At 66.5% G+C, this 21935-nt stretch carries 20 protein-coding genes and 1 pseudogene; 13 read left to right on the top strand and 8 right to left on the bottom strand.

From position 1 onward, the window contains the following. Nucleotides 1-231 precede the first annotated feature (231 nt). Genes ACEN9K_RS12620 through ACEN9K_RS12630 form a run of 3 tightly spaced genes read left to right on the top strand, consistent with a single transcriptional unit; the run spans nt 232 to nt 1372 of the window. On the top strand, nt 232-489 hold the full coding sequence (locus ACEN9K_RS12620; RefSeq protein WP_082581719.1) for an SHOCT domain-containing protein: 258 nt from the start codon (nt 232-234) through the stop codon (nt 487-489). Nucleotides 490-527: 38 nt separating this feature from the next. Further along, entirely contained in the window at nt 528-845 is a 318-nt protein-coding gene (locus ACEN9K_RS12625) for a DUF3040 domain-containing protein (RefSeq protein WP_018769383.1), read from the top strand. Then, nucleotides 842-1372, top strand: coding sequence for a hemerythrin domain-containing protein (locus ACEN9K_RS12630; RefSeq protein ID WP_134164681.1), 531 nt, complete (start codon nt 842-844; stop codon nt 1370-1372). Before ACEN9K_RS12625 ends, ACEN9K_RS12630 begins: the two co-directional genes overlap by 4 nt. 57 nt (nt 1373-1429) lie before the next feature. Here ACEN9K_RS12630 and ACEN9K_RS12635 read toward each other — a convergent pair whose 3' ends face one another. Further along, complete coding sequence (locus tag ACEN9K_RS12635) at nt 1430-1918, bottom strand: universal stress protein (RefSeq protein ID WP_018769385.1); 489 nt, start codon at nt 1916-1918, stop codon at nt 1430-1432. A 274-nt stretch (nt 1919-2192) separates the two neighbouring features. Here ACEN9K_RS12635 and ACEN9K_RS12640 point away from each other — a divergent pair, with 274 nt between their 5' ends. After that, nucleotides 2193-2864, top strand: coding sequence for a response regulator (locus ACEN9K_RS12640; protein WP_051081367.1), 672 nt, complete (start codon nt 2193-2195; stop codon nt 2862-2864). Between the two features lie 9 nt (nt 2865-2873). Here ACEN9K_RS12640 and ACEN9K_RS12645 read toward each other — a convergent pair whose 3' ends face one another. Then, the gene (locus tag ACEN9K_RS12645) at nt 2874-4556 is read right to left on the bottom strand and encodes a GAF domain-containing sensor histidine kinase (protein ID WP_495634486.1); all 1683 of its coding nucleotides are present in this window, start codon (nt 4554-4556) and stop codon (nt 2874-2876) included. 240 nt (nt 4557-4796) lie between these two features. Between ACEN9K_RS12645 and ACEN9K_RS12650 the strand changes: the two genes are divergently transcribed. The 4 genes from ACEN9K_RS12650 (at nt 4797) to ACEN9K_RS12665 (ending at nt 9246) form a co-directional block, all read left to right on the top strand. After that, the gene (locus ACEN9K_RS12650; protein WP_018769388.1) at nt 4797-5255 is read left to right on the top strand and encodes a pyridoxamine 5'-phosphate oxidase family protein; all 459 of its coding nucleotides are present in this window, start codon (nt 4797-4799) and stop codon (nt 5253-5255) included. 144 nt (nt 5256-5399) lie between these two features. Then, nucleotides 5400-6266 carry a universal stress protein gene (locus tag ACEN9K_RS12655; RefSeq protein ID WP_018769389.1) on the top strand — a complete coding sequence of 289 codons (867 nt, stop codon included), beginning with the start codon at nt 5400-5402 and terminating at the stop codon, nt 6264-6266. A gap of 24 nt (nt 6267-6290) precedes the next feature. Then, nucleotides 6291-8810 (top strand): cation-translocating P-type ATPase, encoded by a 2520-nt coding sequence (locus tag ACEN9K_RS12660; RefSeq protein WP_495634487.1) that lies wholly within the window; start codon nt 6291-6293, stop codon nt 8808-8810. Nucleotides 8811-8823: 13 nt separating this feature from the next. Continuing rightward, nucleotides 8824-9246 (top strand): Hsp20/alpha crystallin family protein, encoded by a 423-nt coding sequence (locus ACEN9K_RS12665; protein ID WP_018769391.1) that lies wholly within the window; start codon nt 8824-8826, stop codon nt 9244-9246. Nucleotides 9247-9368: 122 nt separating this feature from the next. On the opposite strand, the gene ppsA is transcribed toward ACEN9K_RS12665, so the two are convergent. From ppsA to ACEN9K_RS12685, 4 genes and pseudogenes are all read right to left on the bottom strand, one after another. Beyond that, nucleotides 9369-11792, bottom strand: a complete 2424-nt coding sequence (gene ppsA / locus ACEN9K_RS12670) for a phosphoenolpyruvate synthase (RefSeq protein ID WP_495634488.1) — start codon at nt 11790-11792, stop codon at nt 9369-9371. A 48-nt stretch (nt 11793-11840) separates the two neighbouring features. Then, nucleotides 11841-14396: a cation-translocating P-type ATPase gene (locus ACEN9K_RS12675; RefSeq protein WP_495634489.1), complete on the bottom strand. Its 2556-nt coding sequence runs from the start codon at nt 14394-14396 to the stop codon at nt 11841-11843. Then, nucleotides 14393-14854, bottom strand: coding sequence for a universal stress protein (locus ACEN9K_RS12680; RefSeq protein ID WP_495634490.1), 462 nt, complete (start codon nt 14852-14854; stop codon nt 14393-14395). The genes ACEN9K_RS12675 and ACEN9K_RS12680 overlap by 4 nt, the downstream gene beginning before the upstream one ends. A 106-nt stretch (nt 14855-14960) precedes the next feature. Beyond that, nucleotides 14961-16872 (bottom strand): annotated as a pseudogene (locus ACEN9K_RS12685) (heavy metal translocating P-type ATPase). 183 nt (nt 16873-17055) lie between these two features. On the opposite strand from ACEN9K_RS12685, the gene ACEN9K_RS12690 reads away from it, so the two are divergent. The 3 genes from ACEN9K_RS12690 (at nt 17056) to ACEN9K_RS12700 (ending at nt 18423) form a co-directional block, all read left to right on the top strand. Then, nucleotides 17056-17508 (top strand): flavodoxin family protein, encoded by a 453-nt coding sequence (locus ACEN9K_RS12690; protein WP_056390564.1) that lies wholly within the window; start codon nt 17056-17058, stop codon nt 17506-17508. A gap of 17 nt (nt 17509-17525) precedes the next feature. Next, entirely contained in the window at nt 17526-17888 is a 363-nt protein-coding gene (locus ACEN9K_RS12695) for a DUF5655 domain-containing protein (protein ID WP_495634491.1), read from the top strand. Between the two features lie 64 nt (nt 17889-17952). Next, nucleotides 17953-18423: a GyrI-like domain-containing protein gene (locus ACEN9K_RS12700; RefSeq protein WP_018769398.1), complete on the top strand. Its 471-nt coding sequence runs from the start codon at nt 17953-17955 to the stop codon at nt 18421-18423. A 40-nt stretch (nt 18424-18463) separates the two neighbouring features. On the opposite strand, the gene ACEN9K_RS12705 is transcribed toward ACEN9K_RS12700, so the two are convergent. Then, a complete protein-coding gene (locus ACEN9K_RS12705; RefSeq protein ID WP_495634492.1) occupies nt 18464-18850 on the bottom strand; it encodes a hypothetical protein in 387 nt (128 codons plus the stop codon). A 287-nt stretch (nt 18851-19137) separates the two neighbouring features. Between ACEN9K_RS12705 and ACEN9K_RS12710 the strand changes: the two genes are divergently transcribed. Beyond that, complete coding sequence (locus tag ACEN9K_RS12710) at nt 19138-19410, top strand: YegP family protein (protein WP_018769400.1); 273 nt, start codon at nt 19138-19140, stop codon at nt 19408-19410. Between the two features lie 33 nt (nt 19411-19443). Here ACEN9K_RS12710 and ACEN9K_RS12715 read toward each other — a convergent pair whose 3' ends face one another. Continuing rightward, entirely contained in the window at nt 19444-20901 is a 1458-nt protein-coding gene (locus tag ACEN9K_RS12715; protein ID WP_495634493.1) for a DUF5129 domain-containing protein, read from the bottom strand. 26 nt (nt 20902-20927) lie between these two features. On the opposite strand from ACEN9K_RS12715, the gene ACEN9K_RS12720 reads away from it, so the two are divergent. Further along, entirely contained in the window at nt 20928-21875 is a 948-nt protein-coding gene (locus tag ACEN9K_RS12720; RefSeq protein ID WP_495634494.1) for a universal stress protein, read from the top strand. Nucleotides 21876-21935: the final 60 nt, after the last annotated feature.

The raw sequence follows: 21935 nt of genomic DNA on the forward strand, positions 1-21935 counted from the left end.
TACTCTCCTGCAACGGAACCGGATGCTCATCCAGATTCACCATGCCCGCGCCGCCACCGCCAGTGCCATAAGCCCCCGGTGCGGAAGTTCCGCACCGGGGGCCGAGGACCGGAGCCTGGTACCCGGCCCCGGAACAGGACTAATGGCTCTGCCCCGGACACCGGCAGAGACCAATACTGGAAGGGAAGGCGGACGGCTGGCGTCCGCCTCCACTTCAGCGGAGGTCGTGACGTGTACGGCTGGAACGACGGCATGGGCCTGTGGGGCTATGTCCTGATGAGCATCAGCATGGTGGTGGTCTGGGGAGCAATCATCACCGGCATTGTCCTGCTGGCCCGTTCCCTGCGGGCTCCCTCCCCGGGTGCACCCCGGCCCCCGTCGCCACTAACGGCAGAAGACGTACTGGCCGAGCGTTTCGCGCGCGGCGAGATCGACGTCGCGGAATACCGGAACAGGCTGGCCGTCCTGCGCGGCCAGCCGGGTACCTGAGTTCCGGTTCCCGCAGGCAATGGATAGTGGGTGCAGCTGTGCCGCTCTCTGAATTTGAAAAACGCGAACTCGAACTGATCGGCCATGGCCTGGAGGAGGAAGACCCCGGATTCGCGGCGCTGCTCGGAAGGGATGCCTTCGTACTGTCGCTTCGCACCCGCGTCAGGCGCGGACTCCTGCTTTTCGCGGCGGGCGTGGGCGTCCTGCTCCTTGGCCTGGTGGTCCGGGCGCCCTACCTGGGCATCGCAGGCTTCGCCGTCATGAACGGCGGAGCGTACTGGGCCATCAAAGACCTCCGCTGGTCCTTGCGGGCCAACCACCGGCACGTCGCCCAACTGGAAGGCAACAACGAATGAACACCAACAGCGGTAACGGCACGGAAGCCGGCTCCGAGGCGCGTGCGCTGCAGGCGGTGGAAGCCCACCATGCCGACATGCTGCGGCAACTGAACGCGCTGGTGGGACTGCTGACGGAGGCCGTGGAGGCACGGGACCCTGCCGCCGGACAGGAAACGCAGGCTGCGTTGCTGGACTGGTGCGACACGGTGCTGGTGCCGCACGCCCTGGCAGAAGAAGGGCCGCTGTACAGCGGGCCCCACGGCCTGCCGGAAGCGAAGCTGCTGGTGGACGGCATGCTGGCCGAGCATCAGGTCATCGTGGGCCTGGTTGAAGAGCTCAGGACCGCCGAAGGCGTTGCTGCCGCCGTGGCCGCCGGGGCCATCCAACGGATTTTCGCCCTGCACCTGGACAAGGAGAACCGCCTCCTGATGCCCTTCATCATCCAATCCCCCGGCCTGTCACTCGCACAGGCAGTCGAAGGGCTTCACGAACTGGTGGGGGAAGGCGCGGCACACCATCATGGGGATGGCCAGCACAGCCACTAGGGCGGGATGACACGTACGACGGCGGGTTGCCGGGTCGGTCAGTCAGGGCGCCTGCAATCAGGCCGCCGGGTCAGGGCTCCCCGTCAGGGCGCTTGCCTGGCCGGTGTCCCCCGCGCCGTCCGCCTCCGGGGCGTGCACCACCAGCACGGGACAGTGGGCATGGCTCACGCACGTCGAACTGACGGAGCCAAGGACAAAGCTCCCATGTCCCCGCCTGCCCACGATCAGCAAGGAGGCGTTGCGGCTCGCGTCGATGAGTACCGGCCCTGGCTTACCCCGTACCAGGCGGGCATGCACGAAGGCCGGCAGCTCCCCGAAAGCTTCTTCCAGTGCCTGCTGGAGGACCTGGTGGGCCGCGTACTTGAACCCTTCGATCCCTACGGCGAGGTAAACCCCGTAGCCGGCCGGGACGTCCCAGCAGGCCCAGGCCTCAACCGTCGCTGACAGGGGCTCCGCCATGGCCCGGGCCACCCGGAGCGCGGCGATGGAGGCGTCTGATCCATCCACCCCAACGATGATCCTGGGGTGCGTTTCAGGGGCAGTCATGCCGGCTCCATTCACTGTTGTTGCCGCATTCCCTCCTGCGGGCATCCTGCAAGCGTCGTCCCCAGAATGGAACAAGTGCGCTTTCAGGGGTAGGGCCGAAGGTCATGACAGGAACAGGGCCCAGACTTCGGGTGCCGCCCTGCGGATCGCCGGCGGACTTAGGTCCCTTCCGGCAGGACGCCTCCTGGGGAACAATGGGCTCAGGCCCTCCCCGGGGGCCGCCCCCGCACGAATGCGGGATTTGGTCCTGGAGATTTGGGAGCGATCAGTGCAGATGCATGAAGCTGGGTCTGAGGCGGCAGGATCTCCCGGGCAGGTCCGGGTGTTCATCCTTGATGACCACGAACTTGTCCGGCAGGGGTTGAAGGACCTGTTGGAGGGCGAAGGGTTCCTTGTGGTGGGCGAAAGCGGCTCGGCTGCCGAGGCCACGCGCCGCATACCCGCACTGCACCCCGACATCGCCATCCTCGACGGAAGGCTTCCCGACGGCACGGGAATCGAGGTGTGCCGGGACGTGCGTTCCCTGGACCCCCGCCTGCGCTGCCTGATACTCACCAGCTACGACGACGAGCAGGCCCTTCGAGGCGCTGTCCTGGCCGGTGCCTCCGGATACATCCTGAAACAGATCAGGAGCGATGACCTCCTGGCCGGAATCCGGAAGGCGGCTGCGGGCGAGTCCCTCTTCGATCCGGGAGTTGAGCAGCAGATCATTACCGGACTGTCCACGGCACACACCGATCCCCGCCTGGAGGGCCTCAGCGCACAGGAGAAGAAGGTCCTGGCCCTGATCGGGCAGGGCCTGACCAACAGGCAAATCGGCGACGAACTGTTCCTGGCCGAGAAAACCGTCAAGAACTATGTTTCATCGATCCTGGCAAAACTGGGCTTCGAGCGCCGGACGCAGGCCGCTGTCTACGTCACCAAGAGCTCCACGGACACTGCCTGAGCCGGCAGGTCAGGTGAGCCGGGCGGTCCATGTCACGGATGTGCCCTTGCCTGGCCCGCTCTCAATGATGCAACTGCCCTGCAACAACTCAGCCCGGTGGCGCATGTTCGCCAGGCCGCTCACCCGGGCAGGGTCGGCGAAGCCCCGGCCATTGTCACGGATGAGAAGCTGGACCTGGTCCTTGCCCACCGCAACCGTGACCTCCACGTCGTCCGCGCCGGAATGCCGCAGCGCGTTACTGAGTCCTTCCGACAGCACGGACAGCAGATGGACGGCCACATCCTCCCGGATCGAGTCCACGGGGCCGTCCAGGGCCACCTTGGGGGTCAGGGCGTAGCTGCGCGAGTTTTCCCGGACCACCCGCAGGATCCGGCCCGTCAGCGGTTCGCGTTCCTCATCCGCCGTCCGGAGCGAGTAGATGGTGTCCCGCAGCTTGCGGATTGTTTCATCGAGTTCCGTGGTGACGGCGGCGATGCGCTCGTGCGCCACCGGGTCCACGGTGTAGCGGCGCAGGCTTTGGATGCTCAGGCCTGCGGCAAACAGGCGCTGGATGACGAGGTCGTGCAGGTCCCGCGCGATCCGTTCCCGGTCAGTGAACAGCAGGTTTTGTTCGCGCAGTGCGTTCACGCGCGCCAGGTCGAGCGCCAGCCCGATCCGGCTCCCGAAAATGGCACCCGACTCTGCGTCCGCCTGGTTGAAGGCGGCAGTTGCGTGTGCGCGGGCCAGCAGGAGAACGCCGTTGTCGCTGCTGCCATGCCCCAGGGAACACACGAGTACGGATCCGAGTTTCCCGGCCATTCCGGCCTCAAAGACCTGCCGCGGGTCCTTGGCCACAAAGGATCCGCCGCCCTCGATCACGTCCCACACGGAGTGGGAGACCTTCCATTCCTGGCCTCCCTGAAGACCCTGCACACCAAGGCAGGACCGGCATCGAAGCACGCCTTCACCCGCCGGCACGGCCACCACTGCAAGTGCCGCATCCGATACCTTCAAAGCGGCGTCGGCAACGACGTCCAGGTGATCCGCGTCCCCGGGGCTGGACGCCATGATCAACCTGCTGCTGAGCTCCATGCCTGCTTCCAGCCACTTCTGCCGGCGCCCGCTGTCTTCAAAGAGGCGCGCGTTCTGGATCGCGACGCCGGCCGCCGCCGCCAGGGCAACGGCAAGGTCCTCATCGTCGGAGGTGAAATCCTCGCCACCCTGCTTTTCCGTCAGGTAGAGGTTTCCGAACACCTCGTCACGGACGCGGACGGGCACGCCAAGGAATGTCTTCATGGGCGGGTGGTTCGGCGGGAAGCCGGACGCAATGGGATGCCGGCCAAGGTCATGGAGTCGCAAGGGCTTTGGTTCGCGGATGAGCAGGCCAAGTACGCCGTGCCCCGTCGGCAGGTCGCCAATGGAGCGGATTCCGTCTTCATCAATGCCCACCGTGATGAAGTGGCTCAGGGTGCGGTCTTCGCCAATGACGCCCATAGCGCCGTACCGTGCGCCGACCAGGGCGCAGGCCGAACGGACCAGGCGGTCAAGCACGGCCTCAAGGCTGAGATCCTCGGCGAGGGACACCACCGCGGCCAGCAGGGCGTTGATGCGTTCCTGGGTATCCAGCTGTTCGTCGCCCCGGGCGGAAAAGTCCCGCAGCAGGTCTTCAACGGTGTCCCTCGTCGGCGGACGCCAGGGCTTCTCAGTGCTCACGTTCCACCTCCTGCGGCAAGAACCTGCCACGCTGCGGGTCCTTGGCGCGGTCCGGGGGTCCGGAACGGAAATGCCTGCCCCGGGCCGCAAGTCCGCCTTCACTTGGGCATGAAGACGCTACGGGCACAATTCTAGGAGGCCCAGGCGAAAATTACCTCCGACCGTCCCGGATGGGTGCCTTTCCGGGCGCGGGACCTTCTTCCCTATCCCCGGGAGGTTTGCCGGTCCTAGGCTACGGCCATGAATACCGCAGCCACAGAACCTGACATCAAGGAACTCGGCGTCCACGATTGCTGGCGATACCTTCGTTCAACTTCCCTCTGCAGGATCGCCTTCTCCGAGGGGGACGCAGTGGAAAACTATCCGGTGAATTTTGTCCCCACCAACGGCACACTGCTCATTCGTACCGGGCAGGGAACAAAGCTCGCCTCCCTTGCCGACCGGAAAGTGGTAGCCGTCGAGGCGGACGGAATGAACCAGTACGGCACCATCGCCTGGAGCGTCATCATCAAGGGGCACGCCAAGGTTGTAACCGATGCGGAGGAAGTCCAGGACGCCATGGAGGCGGGCTTGTCCCCCTGGCAACCCGGCCAAAAAAATGTCCTGATCCGGATCACGCCGCAGGATATCAGCGGCCGGAGGTTCGTCATCGCGGCGCCGACCCATTGGTGGCCGGCCCGGGAGCCCAGCGCCGACTGACCCAGCGCCCACTAGCCCAGCGCCGACTGGCCAACGCTGATCAGGCCAACGCGGATCAGGCACGCCGGTCAGGGCAACGTCATCCGGCTCCGCTCCACGTCCGCACCACACCCCTTCTCCAGCACCCCCTAAGGATGGTCCCCCATGGCAACTGCCAAGCCAATCGCCGTCGGCATCACCAATACTTCGGCCTCCAACGCCGCCCTGTTGTGGGCAGCTGCCCGGGCCAACAGGCTCAAGTGCCCCCTCGCCGTCGTAAATGTGGTGGACGACCGCTGGATGGCCGCCGAAGTGCTTCCCTACCTTGAAGTCCTGCGTGAATCGGGGCTGGCGCTGTTGAAGGAGGCCGGTGAAAAAGCCACCGCAGCCGAACCCGGACTGCAGGTAACCCTCCAACTGCTCGAAGGAGGCATCGGGGCAGCCCTGGGCGACTATTCCAGGAATGCCTCCATGCTCGTCCTGGGCACCAGCGGCCACACGCGCGGCGCCCTGACGGACCGGGCCCTCCAGGCCACCGCCACCGCGGAGTGCCCGGTGGCCGTCATCGGCGACGCCCAGGAGGCAGGCCGCGGCATCGTGGTGGGCGTGGATGGCTCGCGTGAAGCAACACAGGCAGTGGCTTTTGCGGCCGCGGAGGCTGACGCACTGGGCGAGGAGCTGACCGTCCTATATGCCTTCACCGGCCCCAACCGCTGGATTGCGGCAGGGCTGCCGCAAAGCAGTTTCGCCACCCACGTCGTCGAGGAGGAACAGATCGTGCTCGCCGAAACTGAGGCGGGCCTCCGGCAGGACTATCCGGACCTCGTGGTCAACACCAGGATGGAGACCGTTCTTGAGCCGGCGGACGCCCTGATCCGTGCTGCATCCGGCGCCCGGCTGCTGGTCCTGGGCAGCCGCGGAAAGGGTGGCTTCGAAAGGTTCGTCCTGGGATCCACGGCACACGCAGTGCTGTCGCAGCCGCCGTGCCCCACCGTGATCACCCGGGTGCACAAGCAGCAGCACGCCGACTGACCGGGTCAGCTGCCTGGCCACATCATGACAATCGCCGGGGACAACGGGAGACCGGTCCCGGGACTGGACGTGAGCCATCCCCGGGACGGACTCTCCACCGCAGAAGTGCGGGAGCGCACTGCCGCCGGCCGTGTCAACAGCGTGCCAACGGCAACCAGCAGGAGCGCCTGGGAGATTGTCCAGGCGAACGTGTTCACCCTGTTCAACGGCGTGGTGGGAGGCTGCTTCATCCTCCTGCTGGTCCTTGGCCAGTGGCGTGATGCGCTGTTCGGCTTGTCCGCCATCAGCAATTCGCTGATCGGGATCATCCAGGAGTACCGGGCAAAGCGTTCCCTTGACCAGCTTGCCATTCTGCAGGCCGCCCGGAACACGGTGGTCAGGAACGGGGCCAGGGAAGTCGTCTCCTCGGACGAACTGGTACCTGACGACCTGGTGGTGCTCAACGCCGGGGACCAGGTAACGGCAGACCTGGAGCTTCTTGGCGGGGCACCGCTTGAGGTGGACGAATCCCTGCTGACGGGCGAGTCGGAACCCGTTCCCAAAGCCGGCGGTGCCGTGCTGCTGTCCGGCTCGCTGATCCTCGCCGGCAGCGGCCGGGCCAGAGTGCTCCGCGTGGGACCCGACACCTTCGCTTACCGGCTGGCAGCCGAGGCACGGCGGTTCTCCCTTGTCAGGTCAGAGATCCGCAGGGGCCTGGAGAAAGTCTTTACCGTCATCACCTGGCTGTTACTGCCCACCGCACTGCTGCTCACGAATGCGCAGATGCAGGACCAGGGCGGATGGGCTGGAGCCATGGGATCGGGGCGGTGGATACCTGCCGTCGTGGGAGCTGTTGCCGGGATCATGGCCATGATCCCCCTGGGCCTGCTCCTGATGACAAGCGTGGCCTTTGCCGTGGGCGGCCTCCGGCTCGCTCGCCAGAAGGTCCTGGTCCAGGAACTCGCCGCCGTGGAGGTATTGGCACGGGTGGATGTCCTCTGCCTGGATAAAACCGGCACCCTGTCCTCCGGCTCCGTGGTGTTTGACGCCGTCCATGAGGCCGGAACAGTTCCTGCGTCCGGGTGGCGGCCGGCGGTGGAATGGTTTGGTGCCAATGCTGAGGCCAGCAGCACCGCTGCAGCCATCGGCGCGGCCTTTCCCGTGCGGGTTCCGCTGCAGGAGCAGGATTCCGTCCCGTTCTCCTCCGCCCGGAAGTGGAGTTCGGTGACGTTCGCGCCGGGCTCCGCCGCCTCCGGGACGTGGATCCTGGGAGCGCCGGATACGGTCCTCGGGTCCGCTGACTCTGCTGATGCGCACGCCAGGGCGGCGGCCCTTGCTTCCACCGGCCTGCGGACCCTGGTTCTGGCGCACCTCCCGGCGCCGCTGCCGCCGGGCCCCCAAGAGGCAGGCCTGCCGTCCGGGCTGGTGCCGGTCATGCTGCTGACCTTCCGGGAGAGCATCCGCCGGGACGCCGCCTCCACCCTCGACTACTTCCGCCGGCAGGGGGTGACCGTCAAGATCATTTCCGGTGACGATCCCCGGACCGTGGCAGCGCTTGCGCGCGGGGTGGGTTTTGGAACCGGGGTTGCCTATGACGCACGCACGCTTCCCCGGGATCCGCTGCTGCTGGAGGAAACGGTGGAGTCGCAAAGCCTCTTTGGAAGTGTGACCCCATCCCAGAAACGGGACCTGATCCAGGCCCTGAAGCGGCGGGGGCACACGGTGGCAATGACCGGGGACGGGGTGAACGACGTCCTGGCACTTAAGGATGCGGATCTGGGGATCGCCATGGACTCGGCCTCCCCCGCGACCAAGGCCGTGGCCCGCATGGTCCTCCTGGACGGGCGCTTTGAACGGCTGCCGGCGGTGGTGGACGAGGGGCGCCGGGCCATCAGCAACATTGAGCGCGTCTCCCTGGTCTTCCTGAGCAAGACTGTCTACGCCACGGTCATCTCCGTGGTGACCGGCGTCCTGTTGCTGGCCTTCCCGTTCCTGCCCCGGCAACTGTCCGCACTGGACGGACTGACCATCGGCCTGCCGGCGTTCTTCCTTGCCCTGCAGCCCGGCGGCCAGCGTTATGCCCCCGGGTTCCTGAGGCGTGCCCTGGCCTTCGCGGTCCCGGCAGGCATCTGCACGGCCCTGTGTGTCCTGGCGGTCAGCGCGTACGGGCAGTTGTGGGGCGGCCACAGCCTTGAGTCCGCCCAGTCCGCGGCAACGGTGACACTCGGCCTGGTGGCCGCGTGGATCCTGATGATGGCATCACGCCCCCTCAACCGGATCAAGGTGTTGATCCTTGCCGGGATGTACGCGGGGCTGGTCCTGTTGTTCAGCGTTCCCTTAACGCAGGACTTCTTCCGGGTTGAGTGGCCGCCCGCCGGACTGCTGGCCGTCTCGGTTGCAGTTGCCCTGGCAGGGTGCCTGGCCATCGAACTGGTTGGCCGCCTGACCCGCCGGCCACCGGCGGGTCACGGCCGAACGGGGCTGGGACCTTTGCCTCTGGAACCGGATTCATCGAAAGGGGATGGTGGAAGTGCCGGGCAACGCGATGGTCCGGCTTCCACATGAGCAGGAGGCAAGAATGACTGACCTGATGAAATGGTTTGATAACCGCCGCTCCCCCATCGATGTCATCGAACGGCTTTTCGAGGGTGACCTGGGGTCCTCCGCCATCAGGGTCGAAGAGATGGTGGACGGCAACACGCTGGTGGTGCGGGCAGAGCTGCCCGGCATCGATCCGGAGAAGGACGTGGACGTGACGGTTACGGACGGTGTCCTGACCATCAAGGGAGAACGGCAGGAAAAGAAGGAACACAAGGAGAAGGACAGCTACCGGTCCGAGTTCCGCTACGGTTCCTTCGTCCGGCGGATCCCCCTCCCCACCGGGGTGAAACAAGACGACGTAACGGCTGCATACAAGGACGGGGTCCTTGAAGTGCGGGCTCCCATGCCGGAGCAGGTGCAGGCAACCGGGGCGTCCAAGATCCCCATTACCAGGGGCTGAGCAGAGTCACGGTACGACGACGGTGCCTGGCTTCCGGGGAGACTGTCCCCTGGGGTGCCAGGCACTTTCCTGTGGCCGCCAAGGCAGTACGCGGGGGCACGCAGTATGCCTTGGGCAGCGGGTCAGACGGCTTGTTCGTTGGCAGCCCGCGCCTCTGCTGCCGCAATAACCGGAAGCGTCCGCACGTACGTGTCCGGGTTCAGGGACACCGAATCGATCCCCTGGCTGACCAGGAACTCCGCAAGGTCCGGATGGTTGCTGGGCCCTTGTCCACAGATGCCGATCTTGATGCCGGCGGCATGGGCCTTGCTGATCGCCTGGGCAATCATGGACATTACTGCCGGGTCCCGCTCATCGAACAACCCGGCTAGTTCCTCCGAATCGCGGTCCACCCCCAGGACCAGCTGGGTGAGGTCGTTGGACCCGATGGAAAAACCGTCAAAACACTTGGCGAATTCCTCTGCCAGGACCACGTTGGATGGGATCTCACACATCATGTAGAGCTGGAGCCCTTCGGCGCCGCGGACCAGCCCGTGCTCTTCCATGGCCTGGATGACCTGGTCCGCTTCCCGCACGGTGCGGCAGAAGGGGACCATGACAATCACGTTGCCGAACCCGGCCTGCTCGCGGACGCGTTTGAGGGCCTTGCACTCCAGCGCGAATCCTTCCCTGTAGGCGTTGCTGTAGTAGCGGGAGGCGCCGCGGAACCCCAGCATGGGGTTTTCCTCGGGACGTTCGAAAGCGCTGCCGCCGATCAGGTGGCTGTACTCGTTGCTCTTGAAGTCGCTCAACCGGACGATCACCGGTTTGGGATGGAAGGGGGCGGCGATCTTGGCGATCCCCGTGGCCAGCACGTCGATGAAGTACTCCTGCGGGTCCTGGTAGCCGCTGGTGAGCTGCCGGATGAGCGCGGCCTCCTGGGGGTCTGACACCCGTTCCGGATGGACCAGGGCCATGGGGTGGATGCGGATCAGGTTGTTGATGATGAACTCCATCCGGGCCAGGCCTACGCCGTCCGCAGGCAGCCGCCACCACTTGAACGCGGCGGCCGGGCTGGCGATGTTGATCATCACGTCCGTGCGGGTGGCCGGGAGGGCGTGCATGTCCACGTCCTCCACGGAGAACGCCAGCAGCCCTTCGTAGACGCGGCCCTCTTCGCCTTCCGCGCAGGACAGGGTGACCTGGCCGCCGTCGGGAAGGACCTCTGTGGCGTTGCGCGTTCCCACCACTGCGGGCACGCCCAGTTCGCGGCTGACAATGGCGGCGTGGCTGGTTGTGCCGCCGTGGTCCGTGATGATGCCCGCGGCCCGCTTCATGACGGGAACCCAGTCCGGGTCCGTCATCCGGGTGACCAGCACGGAGCCGTCCACGAATGATTCGATGTCCTTGGCATCCCGCACCACGCACGCCTGGCCGCGCGCGATCGAATCTCCGATGGCGGCGCCGGTGACCAGGACCTTCCCGGGCCCTGCAAGGTGGTAGGTCCGGAAAGTTGATGTGCTCCGGCGGGCCTGGACGGTCTCCGGCCGTGCCTGCACCATGAAGAGTTCGCCGGTGACCCCGTCCTTGGCCCACTCCATATCCATGGGCCGGCCGTAATGTTCCTCCACCGCGACGGCCCAGCGGGCCAACAGGACAATCTCGCGGTCATCCAGTACCCGTGAGCTCTGCTCCCGCCCGGTCGTCTCCACCATCATGGTCCTGGCATCGCCACCGCGGCTGTACACCATTTTGCGTTCCTTGGCACCGACTTGCCGCTCGATCACGGGGCTGAAGCGCCGGTCTGCAAGGAGCGGCTTGAACACCTGGTACTTGTCCGGGTTGATGGTGCCCTGGACCACCGTCTCCCCCAGCCCCCAGGCGGCGCTGATGACCACCACGCCGGGAAAGCCGGACTCCGTGTCGATCGAAAACATCACCCCTGATGCGCCAAGGTCCGAGCGGACCATCCGCTGCACTCCAACGGACAGGGCAACGTCGAGGTGGTCGTAACCCTTCATTTCGCGGTAGCTGATGGCACGGTCCGTGAACAGGGAGGCGTAGCAGCGCCGGCACGCCTCCAGGACCGCGCGCTCCCCGGCCACGTTCAGGAAGGTTTCCTGCTGGCCGGCGAAACTGGCGTCCGGGAGGTCCTCGGCCGTGGCACTGCTGCGGACCGCAACGGCCACTTGGTCTTGCCCGGTGCGCTGGCAGAGGGCCCGGTAGTGCTCCTGGATGTCGGCAGTGATGTCCGCCGGGAAGGTGGCCTGCAGGAACAGTTCGCGGATCGCCGCCCCGGCCTGCCGAAGTGTTGCTGCCCCGGCGCGGTGGTCCTCCATGTGCTTCCTGATCCGGGGCTCCAGGCTGTTGGCAGCAAGGAAAGCGCGGTAGGCGGTGGCCGTGGTGGCGAACCCTTCCGGAACCCGGACTCCTGCCGGCTGCAGCGCACGGCTCAACTCCCCCAAGGAGGCGTTCTTTCCCCCTACGGAGGGGATGTCCGCGATCCCGGTTTCTTCAAGCCATTTGACGCTGACATCGGCCAGGGACGTTTCTGCAGCGGCGGTCATGGCTCGATTCTGGCCTTGGTGGCGCCGGGGCAGGCAGAGTCTTTGGTCCTAGCTCCGCCGCAGGCGCGCCCGGGCCGCTTTGTGGATCCAGTCTGCAAGAAGGACAGCGGGGGCCGCGAGAAGTGCCAGGAGGAAGCCCAGGGGAGGCGGCGGGGCCTGGCCCAACAGCGTTGCAAGGTAGGGCAGGAACAGGCACACCGCAAGGATGGCCAGTTCCGCAAGAACTGCCCATACCAGAAGCCGGTTGGTACCCCATCCCAGCTTCCAGGGCGGCACGGTGGCGCTCCGGCAGGCAAAGGCGTTGGCCAGCTGTCCCAGGACCACGGCGGTAAAGGCGGCGCCGGAGGCAGCCATGAGGAGCCCGGGCTGGGGAACCTGCCCCCGGATCCACCCGCCGGCAGCGAGGACAACGGAGAAGACGGCCATTTCCATGGCGGCCTCCGTGGGACCCAGGATGCAGAAGACACGGATGATCAGTTGCCGGTCCATCAGGTGCCGGCGTTCGGGCGGACGCGCCAAAACACGCCGGCCGGGCGGTTCGGCGCCAAGGGCCAGCGCGGGCAGCAGGTCGGTGCCAATGTCCAGGGCAAGGATTTGAAGGACACCGAGGGCAAGCGGGAAGTGGCCGCCGGAGAGCGCCCAGATGACAAAGGGAGTCAGCTCCGCCACGTTGTCGGTGAGATGGTAGGTGAGGAACCGGTGGATGTTGGCGTAGGTTGCCCTTCCTTGTTCGATGGCTGCCACGATGGTGGCGAAATGGTCGTCCAGGAGGACCAAATCCGCGGCCTCCCGCGCCACGTCAGTTCCGCTCCGCCCCATGGCCACGCCGATGTCGGCTTCGCGAAGGGCCGGGCCATCGTTGACGCCGTCGCCGGTCATGGCCACCACATGCCCACGGGCCTGCAGCGCCTTGGCCACGCGGAGCTTCTGTTCGGGCGAGACCCTGCTGACCACCACTCCGTCACGGTCCAGGAGTGCGCCGAGTATTTGCCCGTCCTCCGGAAGGTCTGCGCCTTCCAACACGTATTCAGGCGTTCCGGCAAGGCCGATCTGCCGGGCGATCGCTGCCGCCGTGGCAGGGTGGTCGCCGGTGATCATGGCGACCTTCAGGCCCGCCTGCCGCGCCGTTCGGATGACGTTGCCCACATCCGGCCGGGGCGGATCCTGCAGTCCGATCAGGCCCAGGAGTTCCATGTCCGTTTCAAGTTCTGCGGCAGGGCTGGTCTGCCAGGTTTCGGGTGCTCCCGCGAGACGCCGCCGTGCCACCGCAATGACGCGCAGGCCACGCGTTGCCATCACCTCTACCTGTTCCTTGACCTGACCCGGCACGGATTCACACAGTGGGAGCACGGTTTCGGGGGCACCCTTGCAAAACAGCTCGGGCCCCACAAGGGCAGACTCCCTGCGCCGCACCGGATCGAACGGCAGCCGGCGCGATGCCGCGGGCCCGGACCCGGCGCCTGTCAGCCGGCGGGCCAGCACGTCCACGGCAGCTTCCATCGGGTCACCCTGTGCACGCCACTGTCCATCGTGCAGCTCGGCCCTGCCCTGTGAAGCGGTGCGGGCGGCGAGCGCCGCCTGGGCCGCCCTGGCCGTTCCCCGGCCCTCGATGTGCGCGTCCGGGTCATACCCCTGGCCCGTCACATGGACGGCCCCTTCCAGGGTGAAGACCTCGACGGCGTTCATTCGGTTCTGCGTCAGGGTCCCGGTTTTGTCGGTGCAGATGAAGGTGGTTGAGCCCAGGGTTTCCACGGCTTCAAGGTTGCGGACCAGGCCGTTGCGGGACGCCATGCGCTGGGCGCCCATGGCCAGGGACAGCGTGACAGTGGGCAGGAGCCCTTCCGGGACCAGGGCCACGGCCACGCCGATCGAGAACAGGAAGGAATCCCGCCACTGAAAGCCCACCAGCAGCGACGCCAGGAAGAAGACCGCTGCGATACCCAGCGCCATGCCCGCAGTAACGCGGACAATCCGCCGCAGTTCCAGGGACAGCGGCGTAGGAGGAGGAACCGCTCCGCTGGTGAGGGCGGCAATTCCGGCCAGCCTGGTCCTGGCTCCCGTGGCGGACACGGCGGCCTCTCCGTAGCCGTTGACCAGGAAGGTACCGCCCCACGCCGCGTCACCTGCGGCTTTCGGCACTGGCTCGCTTTCGCCCGTCAGCATGGATTCATCCATTTCGCAGGCCGATGCTGACAGCAGGACCATGTCTGCAGGCACACGGTCACCGGCACTGAGCAGCACCACGTCGTCAACCACCAGCTCGCTGGCGTGGACCTTGCGCACCGTCCCGTCCCGCCGCACCACCACGTCGGCGGGCAGCAGGCCGCGCAGCCTGGCGGCGGCATGCTGGGCGCGTTCCTGCTGGATGTGGGCGAACACCCCGTTGACAATGACGACGACGATGATCGCCACGGCCAGCTGCGGCATGTCCGCAACGAATGCCAGCGCGGCGGCGCACCACAGCATGAGGGCGAAGAAGTGCGTCATCTCCCCCCACAGCTTTCGCCATTGCGGGACGGGTTTCTCCGCCGGGAGCTGGTTGGGGCCCGCCTGCTTCAGGAGTTGCGCTGCCCGTTCGGAGCTCAGGCCCTCCGCAGTCCTCACACAGCGTCCGCCTCCTGGCCCACCAGGAGCACCGGGCAGATGGAGTGGGCCGCGCACGCCTTGCTCACCGATCCCATGGACGACTTAAGCAGGCCGCCTTCGCCATGCCTTCCAACAACCAGCATCTGCGCGCGGCGGCTCTCCTCCACCAGCACTTTCGCCGGAGGGCCGAACTTGATGGTCACGTCGATGTTTTCGGGCCGTTCCCCGGAGAAGGCCCGGCCCAGGGCATCTTCGACCAGGCGCCCGGCGGCGTCCTCAAGCCTGGCGGTGAACTGCCGGTCCGCCCCTTCCAGGCGGGACATCACCAGGTAGTCCGGCATTCCGACGCATGAAATGACTTCCAGCCGCGTGCCCAGGCGGGCTGCCAGCGTGCCCGCATAGCGCAGGGCTGCGGAGGAGTATTCGGATCCGTCCACACCTACAATGACGGGTTTGGCCCCTGTTTCTGCGTTCATGGACACCACAATCCCGGCTGCGGGCGGCGCTGGGAAGGGCCAAAAGTCATGCCCGGCGGCCACACCACCTCCCGCTCCGGGCAGGCCTGGCGGAAGGAAGCCGGCATCAACCGCGTTGCCGTGCCTCGTCCGCTCCGCGCAATGCCCTGAGTCCGTTCAGGATGGTGGCCAGGTCAACCACCTCCTGCAGGAGGGCACCGGCAACAGCGGGAATGAAACCCGTCATGGCGATGGCCATCAGGATGAGGCTGAGCCCGATCCCAGTCCAGATACTTACCAGGGCCACAGCCACGGTCCGCTTTCCAATGGCCACGGCCAGGGCCACCTTGGACAGGTCATCGAGCATGATCACCACGTCCGCGGACTCGCTGGCCGCGGTGGCCCCCTTGGCACCCATCGCGATCCCAACGTCGGCGGCGGCAAGGACCGGGGCATCGTTGACGCCGTCACCCACCATCAGGACGGGTCGTTCCAGGATGGCCGCAACCGTGTTGACTTTGTCCTCTGGAAGGCATTCGGCCTGGACGTGGCCCATTCCCGCTTCCTCGGCGATGTGGGCAGCCGTCGCGTGGGCATCACCGGTCAGCAGCATGGTGTTCCGCACGCCCAGCCTGTGCAGGCGCGCCAGGGTGTCCACGGCGTTGCGGCGCAACGGGTCCTTCATGATCAGTGCACCCGCGTACTCGCCGTTGACCGCCACGTGGACTGCCAACTGGCCACTCTGGACTGCTGCTTCCCGGTATCCGCTGGCCGAACTGCGGATCAGGGCGGCTTTTCCCACCACCACCTGCTGGCCGTCGCAGACAGCTTCAACCCCGTGCGTGGCGTTTTCGGTCGCCTGCTGCACCTGCAGCAGTTCAATGTTCGCTGCCTTGGCGGCTTCGATCACGGATGCTGCCAGCACGTGGGAGGAATACTGCTCGGCGGAGGCCGCCAGCTGCAGGATCTTCCGGCTGCCAAGGGCTTCCCCCGGGCCCGGCGCCACCTGGATCCCGTCCAGGACCGGGCGGCCGGAGGTGAGTGTTCCAGTCTTGTCGAACACTGCTGTCTGCGCCTTGGCAAGCTGCTCCAGGCTTCTGGTGTTCTTGATGATGATGCCCTTGTGGGCGGCCTGGCTGGTTCCAGCCAGGAATGCCACCGGCGCTGCGATCAGGAGCGGGCACGGGGTGGCCACCACCAGCACCTGGGCAAAGCGGAGCGGCTCACCTGACAGGAACCAGCCGGCGCCGGCCATGGCCAGGGCGAGGAGGGTAAAGGGAACCGCGTAGCGGTCAGCGAGCCGGACTACCGGCGCACGGCTGTTGGACGCTTCCTCCACCAGGGCGATGATCCGGCTGTACTGGGAGTCAGCCGCGGTGGGCGGCCACGCCGTTCACCGAACCACTCAGCAGCAGCTCCCCCTTGCTACGCTCCACCGGCAGGCTCTCCCCCGTCAGCGATGATTCGTCCATGCTTGCTGAATCGGACAGGAGTTCGCCGTCAACAGGTACCAGCTCGGAGGGGCGGACCACCAGCACGTCCCCGGGCACCACCTCGCCTATCGGGGTGTCCTCCAGGACTGTGTCGGCACTTTCCCTGTGGGCAAAGCGGGGAGCCCGGTCCAGCAGGGACCGCAATTCACGCGCGGCGCGTCCCTGGGCAAAGTTTTCCAGTGCCTCCCCGCCGGTGAGCATCAGGATCACCACCAGGGCCGCGAGGTACTCACCCACGGCCACCGTGCTTGCAACCGCCATCAGGGCCAGCAGGTCGATGCCCCAGCGTCCCTCCCGCAATGACCGGACCATGCCGGCCGCCCGCGCCACCACGATGATGGCAGCGTAGGCCGAGGCGAGCACGCGGACCTGCAGTTCCAGCCCAAACTGCAGCAGCACCAGGGCGGCAAGGAGTACCAGGCAGGTCAGCGCGACGACGGGATACCGCCGGAGGAAGCCCCACACCTTCTGCACGGGCGAGCCGACGCGTTCCTCGACCTCAACGTTGCCGGCGGTTGCCGCAGGCGGGACGGCCTGCTTTCTCATTCAGGACACTTTCAACATGGGCGGTAGCGGTCCTCACACATAAGACTGAAGCTATCCTGATGCCGGCAGTACGGCTAGGGCATTAGGCCCCGGCCGGCGGCATGACCTTTGGCCCTGCCCCGCCGGCCGCCCCGGGAGCATGGTTGAGGGGCAACATGCCGCCTATCCGGACCGGGAGCCTCCATGAAAGCCGTCGTCCTCTATGACTCCGCGTATGGAAACACCAGGACCATCGCCGAGGCGATGGCATCGCGCCTGGGGCGGGACGCGGCCGCTGTTCACGTTGACGGTTTTGATGCCGACGCCCTGCACCCGGGTGACCTGCTCGTCGTCGGCAGCCCCATCAACGGCTGGAAGCCGACTGCCCGGATCACCGAAACGCTGGCAGACCTTGGGCGCCGGGGACTGGCCGGGGTGAAGGCAGCAGCCTTCGATACGAGGGTGAAGCTGTTCATCCACGGCGACGCTGCCAGGAAGATGACGAAGGCACTGACGGAGGCAGGTGCCAGCATCGTTGGCGGACCCATGGCTTTCTACGTCAAAGGCAGCGAGGGCCCGCTGGTCGACGGTGAGGCCGAGCGGGCGGCAGCCTGGGCCGCCGGACTTGCGGCCGGGGCGGGCAACGGCACTGCATAGGCGGGGACGCTGTTACTTTGCAGCCGTGGACGGTAGAGCGGTTCTTCGCCGGCGCTCCGGACGCCCTTGGGCTCTACCAGGCAGCGGAGCGGATGGCGGCGGAGCTGGGCCCCCATGAGGTCCGGGTCGGAAAGAGCCAAATCTCGTTCCGCCGGCGCCGGGGCTACGCCTACCTGTGGCGGCCCGGGCTCTACGTGAATTCCCCGGTTCCGCTGGTCCTGTCCCTCGCGCTGCCGCGGAACCTGGGCTCGCCGCGCTTCAAGCAGGTCGTCCACCCGGCGAAAAGAACCTGGATGCACCATCTGGAGCTCACGGACAGTTCCCAACTCGATGCCGAGGTCCGCGGTTGGCTGCTCGAAGCGTATGAGGCTGCGGCCTGACTGGCATGCCCTTTAGAGTCCTATGGCCCTTTCACGTTGGCCGCGGGATGGCAAGGCTGGGGGCATGACTGAAAATGGCCAGCAGCCGCGAAAGATCCATGTCACCGAACAACCCGTCGCCGTGGTCCGTGAACGGGTTCCCATGGACGCTCTGACGAGCTTCTTCAGCCGGGCCTTCGGTGCGGTGATGGCCGCGGTGCAAACGCAGGGCGTCAGCCCGGCAGGACCGCCATTCGCGCTTTACCACGGCATTCCCGGCGCCACGGTGGACGTCGAAGCCGGGTTCCCCGTCGCCGGGAACTTCCAGGGAACAGGCGAGGTGGCCCGCGGCGCGCTTCCCGATACTGACGCGTTCGAGGCCGTCCACACGGGCCCTTACGACACCCTCGGCAGCACGTACGATGCCATCCGCGAACGGATGGAAGCCGAGGGCGCTGCCCCTGCCGACACCATGTGGGAGTACTACCTGACCGATCCGGAGCAGCAGCCGGATCCGGCCACGTGGCAGACCAGGGTCATCTGGCCGGTGGACTGAGTCCGCCAGGGTTTCGGCCGCCCCGGGGCCTGGTCCTGCATTATCTTCCGGGGCCGCGACTGAAGGTGAGGTCCCAGGGCTGCACGCCGCGGCTGGTTTCGGACCACCCGTCGCGGGCCAGCTCCCGGCGGAGCTGGCTGAGGCTGGCCTGCATGCCGGGAGCCCACGCCTCTTCGGGAGGTGTCGGGTTCAGCGGCGGACCGGGAAACGTATCGCTGGCATAGAGCCGGCGTCCGTCCCCGGTCCTGGCCACAAACTGCAGTTGCGTCCGCCCGTACTGTGAGCCCAGCGTGTACAGGATCCGCGCCCACCACTTGCGCGATGCGGCGTCCTCCAGCTCTATCCGGAGCCGCTCCTCGGGACCGGAACCTGCGGATCCGGGAGCTGGTTTGCCTGGGCGGCCAGGTCGAGGTGCATCTGTCGTCATGTCGTCCTCCGGGAACCGCAACCATCGTGAACTACCCAGTCTTCCGCGGCCCGGCTTAATGGGACAGGGCCCTTCGGCACCGAGCTTCGGGGCATCCTGCCATCGGTAGCATCCCCGGAGCCGGCGATCAGGGTCTTTGGTCCCTAATAGCACGCCGCGGTCCTCTGAGATGGTGGTCTGGGCCGGAAGCACCACGCTGGGGTTGTGCATCCGGGTTTGCCGCGCCCGGTGTCGGCCGGCATGCAGCCTCATCAACGGAGGCGGGACGCTAGAGGAGAGCAAGGCTTATGGCAGGTACGTTCGAACTGTTTGTCGATGAAGATTCACAGATCCGGTTCCGGCTTGTGATGCCTGATGGACACGTACTGGCGGTATCCGGACAATTCGCGGACAAACGGGCGGCGGCCGCGGCCATCGAAGAGGTACGGGAATGTGCGGGAACCGGCCTGATCCGGGACATACCTTCACCGCCGCCGAACGTTGCCCGCAGCACCATCCCGCACGCGCGGCACGCGGTCCGGCGCGGGCCGCACAGGCTTGGCTCCCTGGGCGCCGCCTAGGGTGGAGGACGGCGGTGGCCAAAGCCCCGGTCATCAGAAGCTCGAGGAACTGCCCGAACCGGAGAAGCTTCCGCCGCTGCTGCCGTACCCTGTGGTGCTGCCGCCGCCCCTGGCGGAATTGACGCTGCTGACGCCCGTATTGAAGCCGGAGTTGAAGGTAGCCACGGAGAAAAACTGGTACGACGGGTACACCGTGCCCAGGATGCTCGGCTCATAGCTCCGCCGCCTGCGGTGGTCCAGGCCCTCGTGGGCCGTCTGCATCTGCTCGCGCATCAGCCGTGCCTCGCGCTCATTCCTGGCGAATCCCTGAATGACTGTTTCCGCATGGTTCTCCAGCAGCTCCGAGAGCCGCGACCGCGCCTCGTAGAGCCGGTCCAGCGCCTCTTCCGGCGTGATCCGGCCATCTGCCAGTTCCGAGGTCCAGCGTTCAATGTTCCGCAGGCTTTCGTCGCGGAAGGAACGAAGCGCCGAGGCGGTGGCCGAGTCCCCCTGCCCGTGGCGCTTGGCCAGGAGTTGCTCAAGGCCGGCCAGGTCCTTGCGGAACGGGGCAAGCTGCCGGTCCCAGGCGGTAGGCCATGTGTCGGCACGGTTCAACAGGGCGTTGCTGTCGGCGATGACATCATCCAGGGCATCCAGCTCGGCGGCGCTGTCCGCGAACTGGCGGGCAAGCTTGAGGTTTTTCCGCCTGCTGAGGGACCGTTTGGCCAGGGCGTGCACCTGGTTGGAGAGTTCCGTGGCGGCGGCATAGCGGGTCAGGAAGGTGCGGTGTTTCTCCAGGACCCTGCTGCCGTAGCGGGATGATTCGGGGATGGTCCCGGCGTTCAGTTCCGTGACGTCCAGGTCCATGCTGACGTTGGAGTAGCTCCGGTCCCCCCGTTCGATTTGTTTGCGGCAGGCAGCCCTGGTCACCGCCCGCACAATCAACCACGCCGCTGCCCCAAGGGCCGCAAGTCCCCCGGTGACCCAGGCGGTGATCAGGAATGCGGCGGACCGGTACCAGGGCTGGTTGATGAGTTCGGCGGCACGGCGAATGCCGGCCACAGTACCGTCGGTCCACTGCGCGTCCCGGAACAGTTCCTTTGAGGCCTCCTGGATATCGCTGCGCTGCTCGAGCGACACTTTCCGGTCCTCCCCCATATAGGTGCCCACGTGGCGGCCCACCGGGTCAAGCGCGAAAATGAACAGCCCATCGGCCCACTTCTGTCCGTCGGCGCTGATCCACTCAGGGTGCCTGGAGCGTGCGAACCTCAGGACCTCTTCATTGAGGTTGTCCTCAGCCTTTCCGTTGTAGGTAAAGACAGCAACACGGGTGGGCTCGTAAAACTGGATCCGTTCGACGGCGGGGACCAGCGTATTCCGGTCAAGCACCCCCGCTGTGTCCTCCACGATGACGGTTGACGGGGACACGGCATCACTTGGGGCCGCAACCCCCAGCAGGGAGGCGGCCAGGACAAGCATGATCACCCCAATACGGCGCACCAGGGTGCCCATATGCCTCCCCGCTTCCTAGAATCAGGATGGATTCCTGGAATCAGGATGAAACCAAGGGGCAGGGCCGCCAAAGGGCCGAAGGTCCCGCCGGCGAGGATCGGTCTGATGAGGAGCGCAGCCAGGTGATGCAGGATGCGGGTTCGATTGTGGCCGGCTATGACGGTTCGGATGGAGCCGCGGCAGCCGTCCGGTGGGCGGCGCGCCACGCCCGTGCCACCAACTGCGCGCTTCATGTGGTGCATTGTTCCCTGTGGCAGCTGCTGACCAGGCACCTCGGTCCGGTTCCAGGTGTGTCAGGCAGCGGCCTTGAGCAGTCCGCCCAGGCCGTCCTGGAAGAAGGGGTCTCGCATGCTGCAGCGGAAGTTCCAGGGCTTCAGATCCGCGGCACCCTGCTCCACGGACTACCCGCACAGCTCTTGGCCGAAATTTCCGGCGGCAAGAGGATGCTCGTAGTCGGCAGCCGTGGCCTGGGCGGCTTCCTTGGCCTCCTGGTGGGATCCGTTAGCCTGGAACTGGCGGCCACCGCCACCTGCCCGGTGGCCGTGATCCGGGAGGACACCCATCCTGGCGGACCCGTCGTCGCCGCCGTCGATGCATCAGGTTCCCCCTCGGCACTGGAAGACGCGTGCGCCGTTGCTTCCGGGTGGCACGCACGCCTTACGGTGGTCCACGTCCATCACGAGCCCGCCGGCTACACGCGGCTGGACGGGAAGGAAGCAGCGGCTGGCGCCCGGGAAGTTCTCGAATCCGTTGTGGACCGTGCACGAACCCTGGCGCCCAATATCTCCGTTGACGGCAGGATACTCACGGACAGTTCGGTCCCGAACGCCATCCTGCAAGCCGCCTCGGAAGCCCGGATAGTGGTGCTGGGTTCCCAGGGCCGCGGCATCCTCCGGGAGACCATCGGATCAACCGCCCACGCAGTACTGCACCACGCGCACGGGCCGGTCCTCATTTCCCGGCGCGGCGCATGATGGAGAAGGCCGCGGCAGGAGTGTCGGCCGGGCCACAGGCCGTACCTCCTCCTAAGCTGG

This window comes from Pseudarthrobacter sp. Pseusp20, from assembly GCF_059492155.1.

Coding starts and splice junctions, on each gene's coding strand:
- ACEN9K_RS12630 (WP_134164681.1), top strand. CDS start 842: ATGAACACCAACAGCGGTAACGGCACGGAAGCCGGCTCCGAGGCGCGT.
- ACEN9K_RS12635 (WP_018769385.1), bottom strand. CDS start 1,918: ATGACTGCCCCTGAAACGCACCCCAGGATCATCGTTGGGGTGGATGGA.
- ACEN9K_RS12640 (WP_051081367.1), top strand. CDS start 2,193: ATGCATGAAGCTGGGTCTGAGGCGGCAGGATCTCCCGGGCAGGTCCGG.
- ACEN9K_RS12650 (WP_018769388.1), top strand. CDS start 4,797: ATGAATACCGCAGCCACAGAACCTGACATCAAGGAACTCGGCGTCCAC.
- ACEN9K_RS12655 (WP_018769389.1), top strand. CDS start 5,400: ATGGCAACTGCCAAGCCAATCGCCGTCGGCATCACCAATACTTCGGCC.
- ACEN9K_RS12660 (WP_495634487.1), top strand. CDS start 6,291: ATGACAATCGCCGGGGACAACGGGAGACCGGTCCCGGGACTGGACGTG.
- ACEN9K_RS12665 (WP_018769391.1), top strand. CDS start 8,824: ATGACTGACCTGATGAAATGGTTTGATAACCGCCGCTCCCCCATCGAT.
- ppsA (WP_495634488.1), bottom strand. CDS start 11,792: ATGACCGCCGCTGCAGAAACGTCCCTGGCCGATGTCAGCGTCAAATGG.
- ACEN9K_RS12680 (WP_495634490.1), bottom strand. CDS start 14,854: ATGAACGCAGAAACAGGGGCCAAACCCGTCATTGTAGGTGTGGACGGA.
- ACEN9K_RS12690 (WP_056390564.1), top strand. CDS start 17,056: ATGAAAGCCGTCGTCCTCTATGACTCCGCGTATGGAAACACCAGGACC.
- ACEN9K_RS12700 (WP_018769398.1), top strand. CDS start 17,953: ATGACTGAAAATGGCCAGCAGCCGCGAAAGATCCATGTCACCGAACAA.
- ACEN9K_RS12705 (WP_495634492.1), bottom strand. CDS start 18,850: ATGACGACAGATGCACCTCGACCTGGCCGCCCAGGCAAACCAGCTCCC.
- ACEN9K_RS12710 (WP_018769400.1), top strand. CDS start 19,138: ATGGCAGGTACGTTCGAACTGTTTGTCGATGAAGATTCACAGATCCGG.
- ACEN9K_RS12715 (WP_495634493.1), bottom strand. CDS start 20,901: ATGGGCACCCTGGTGCGCCGTATTGGGGTGATCATGCTTGTCCTGGCC.
- ACEN9K_RS12720 (WP_495634494.1), top strand. CDS start 20,928: ATGGATTCCTGGAATCAGGATGAAACCAAGGGGCAGGGCCGCCAAAGG.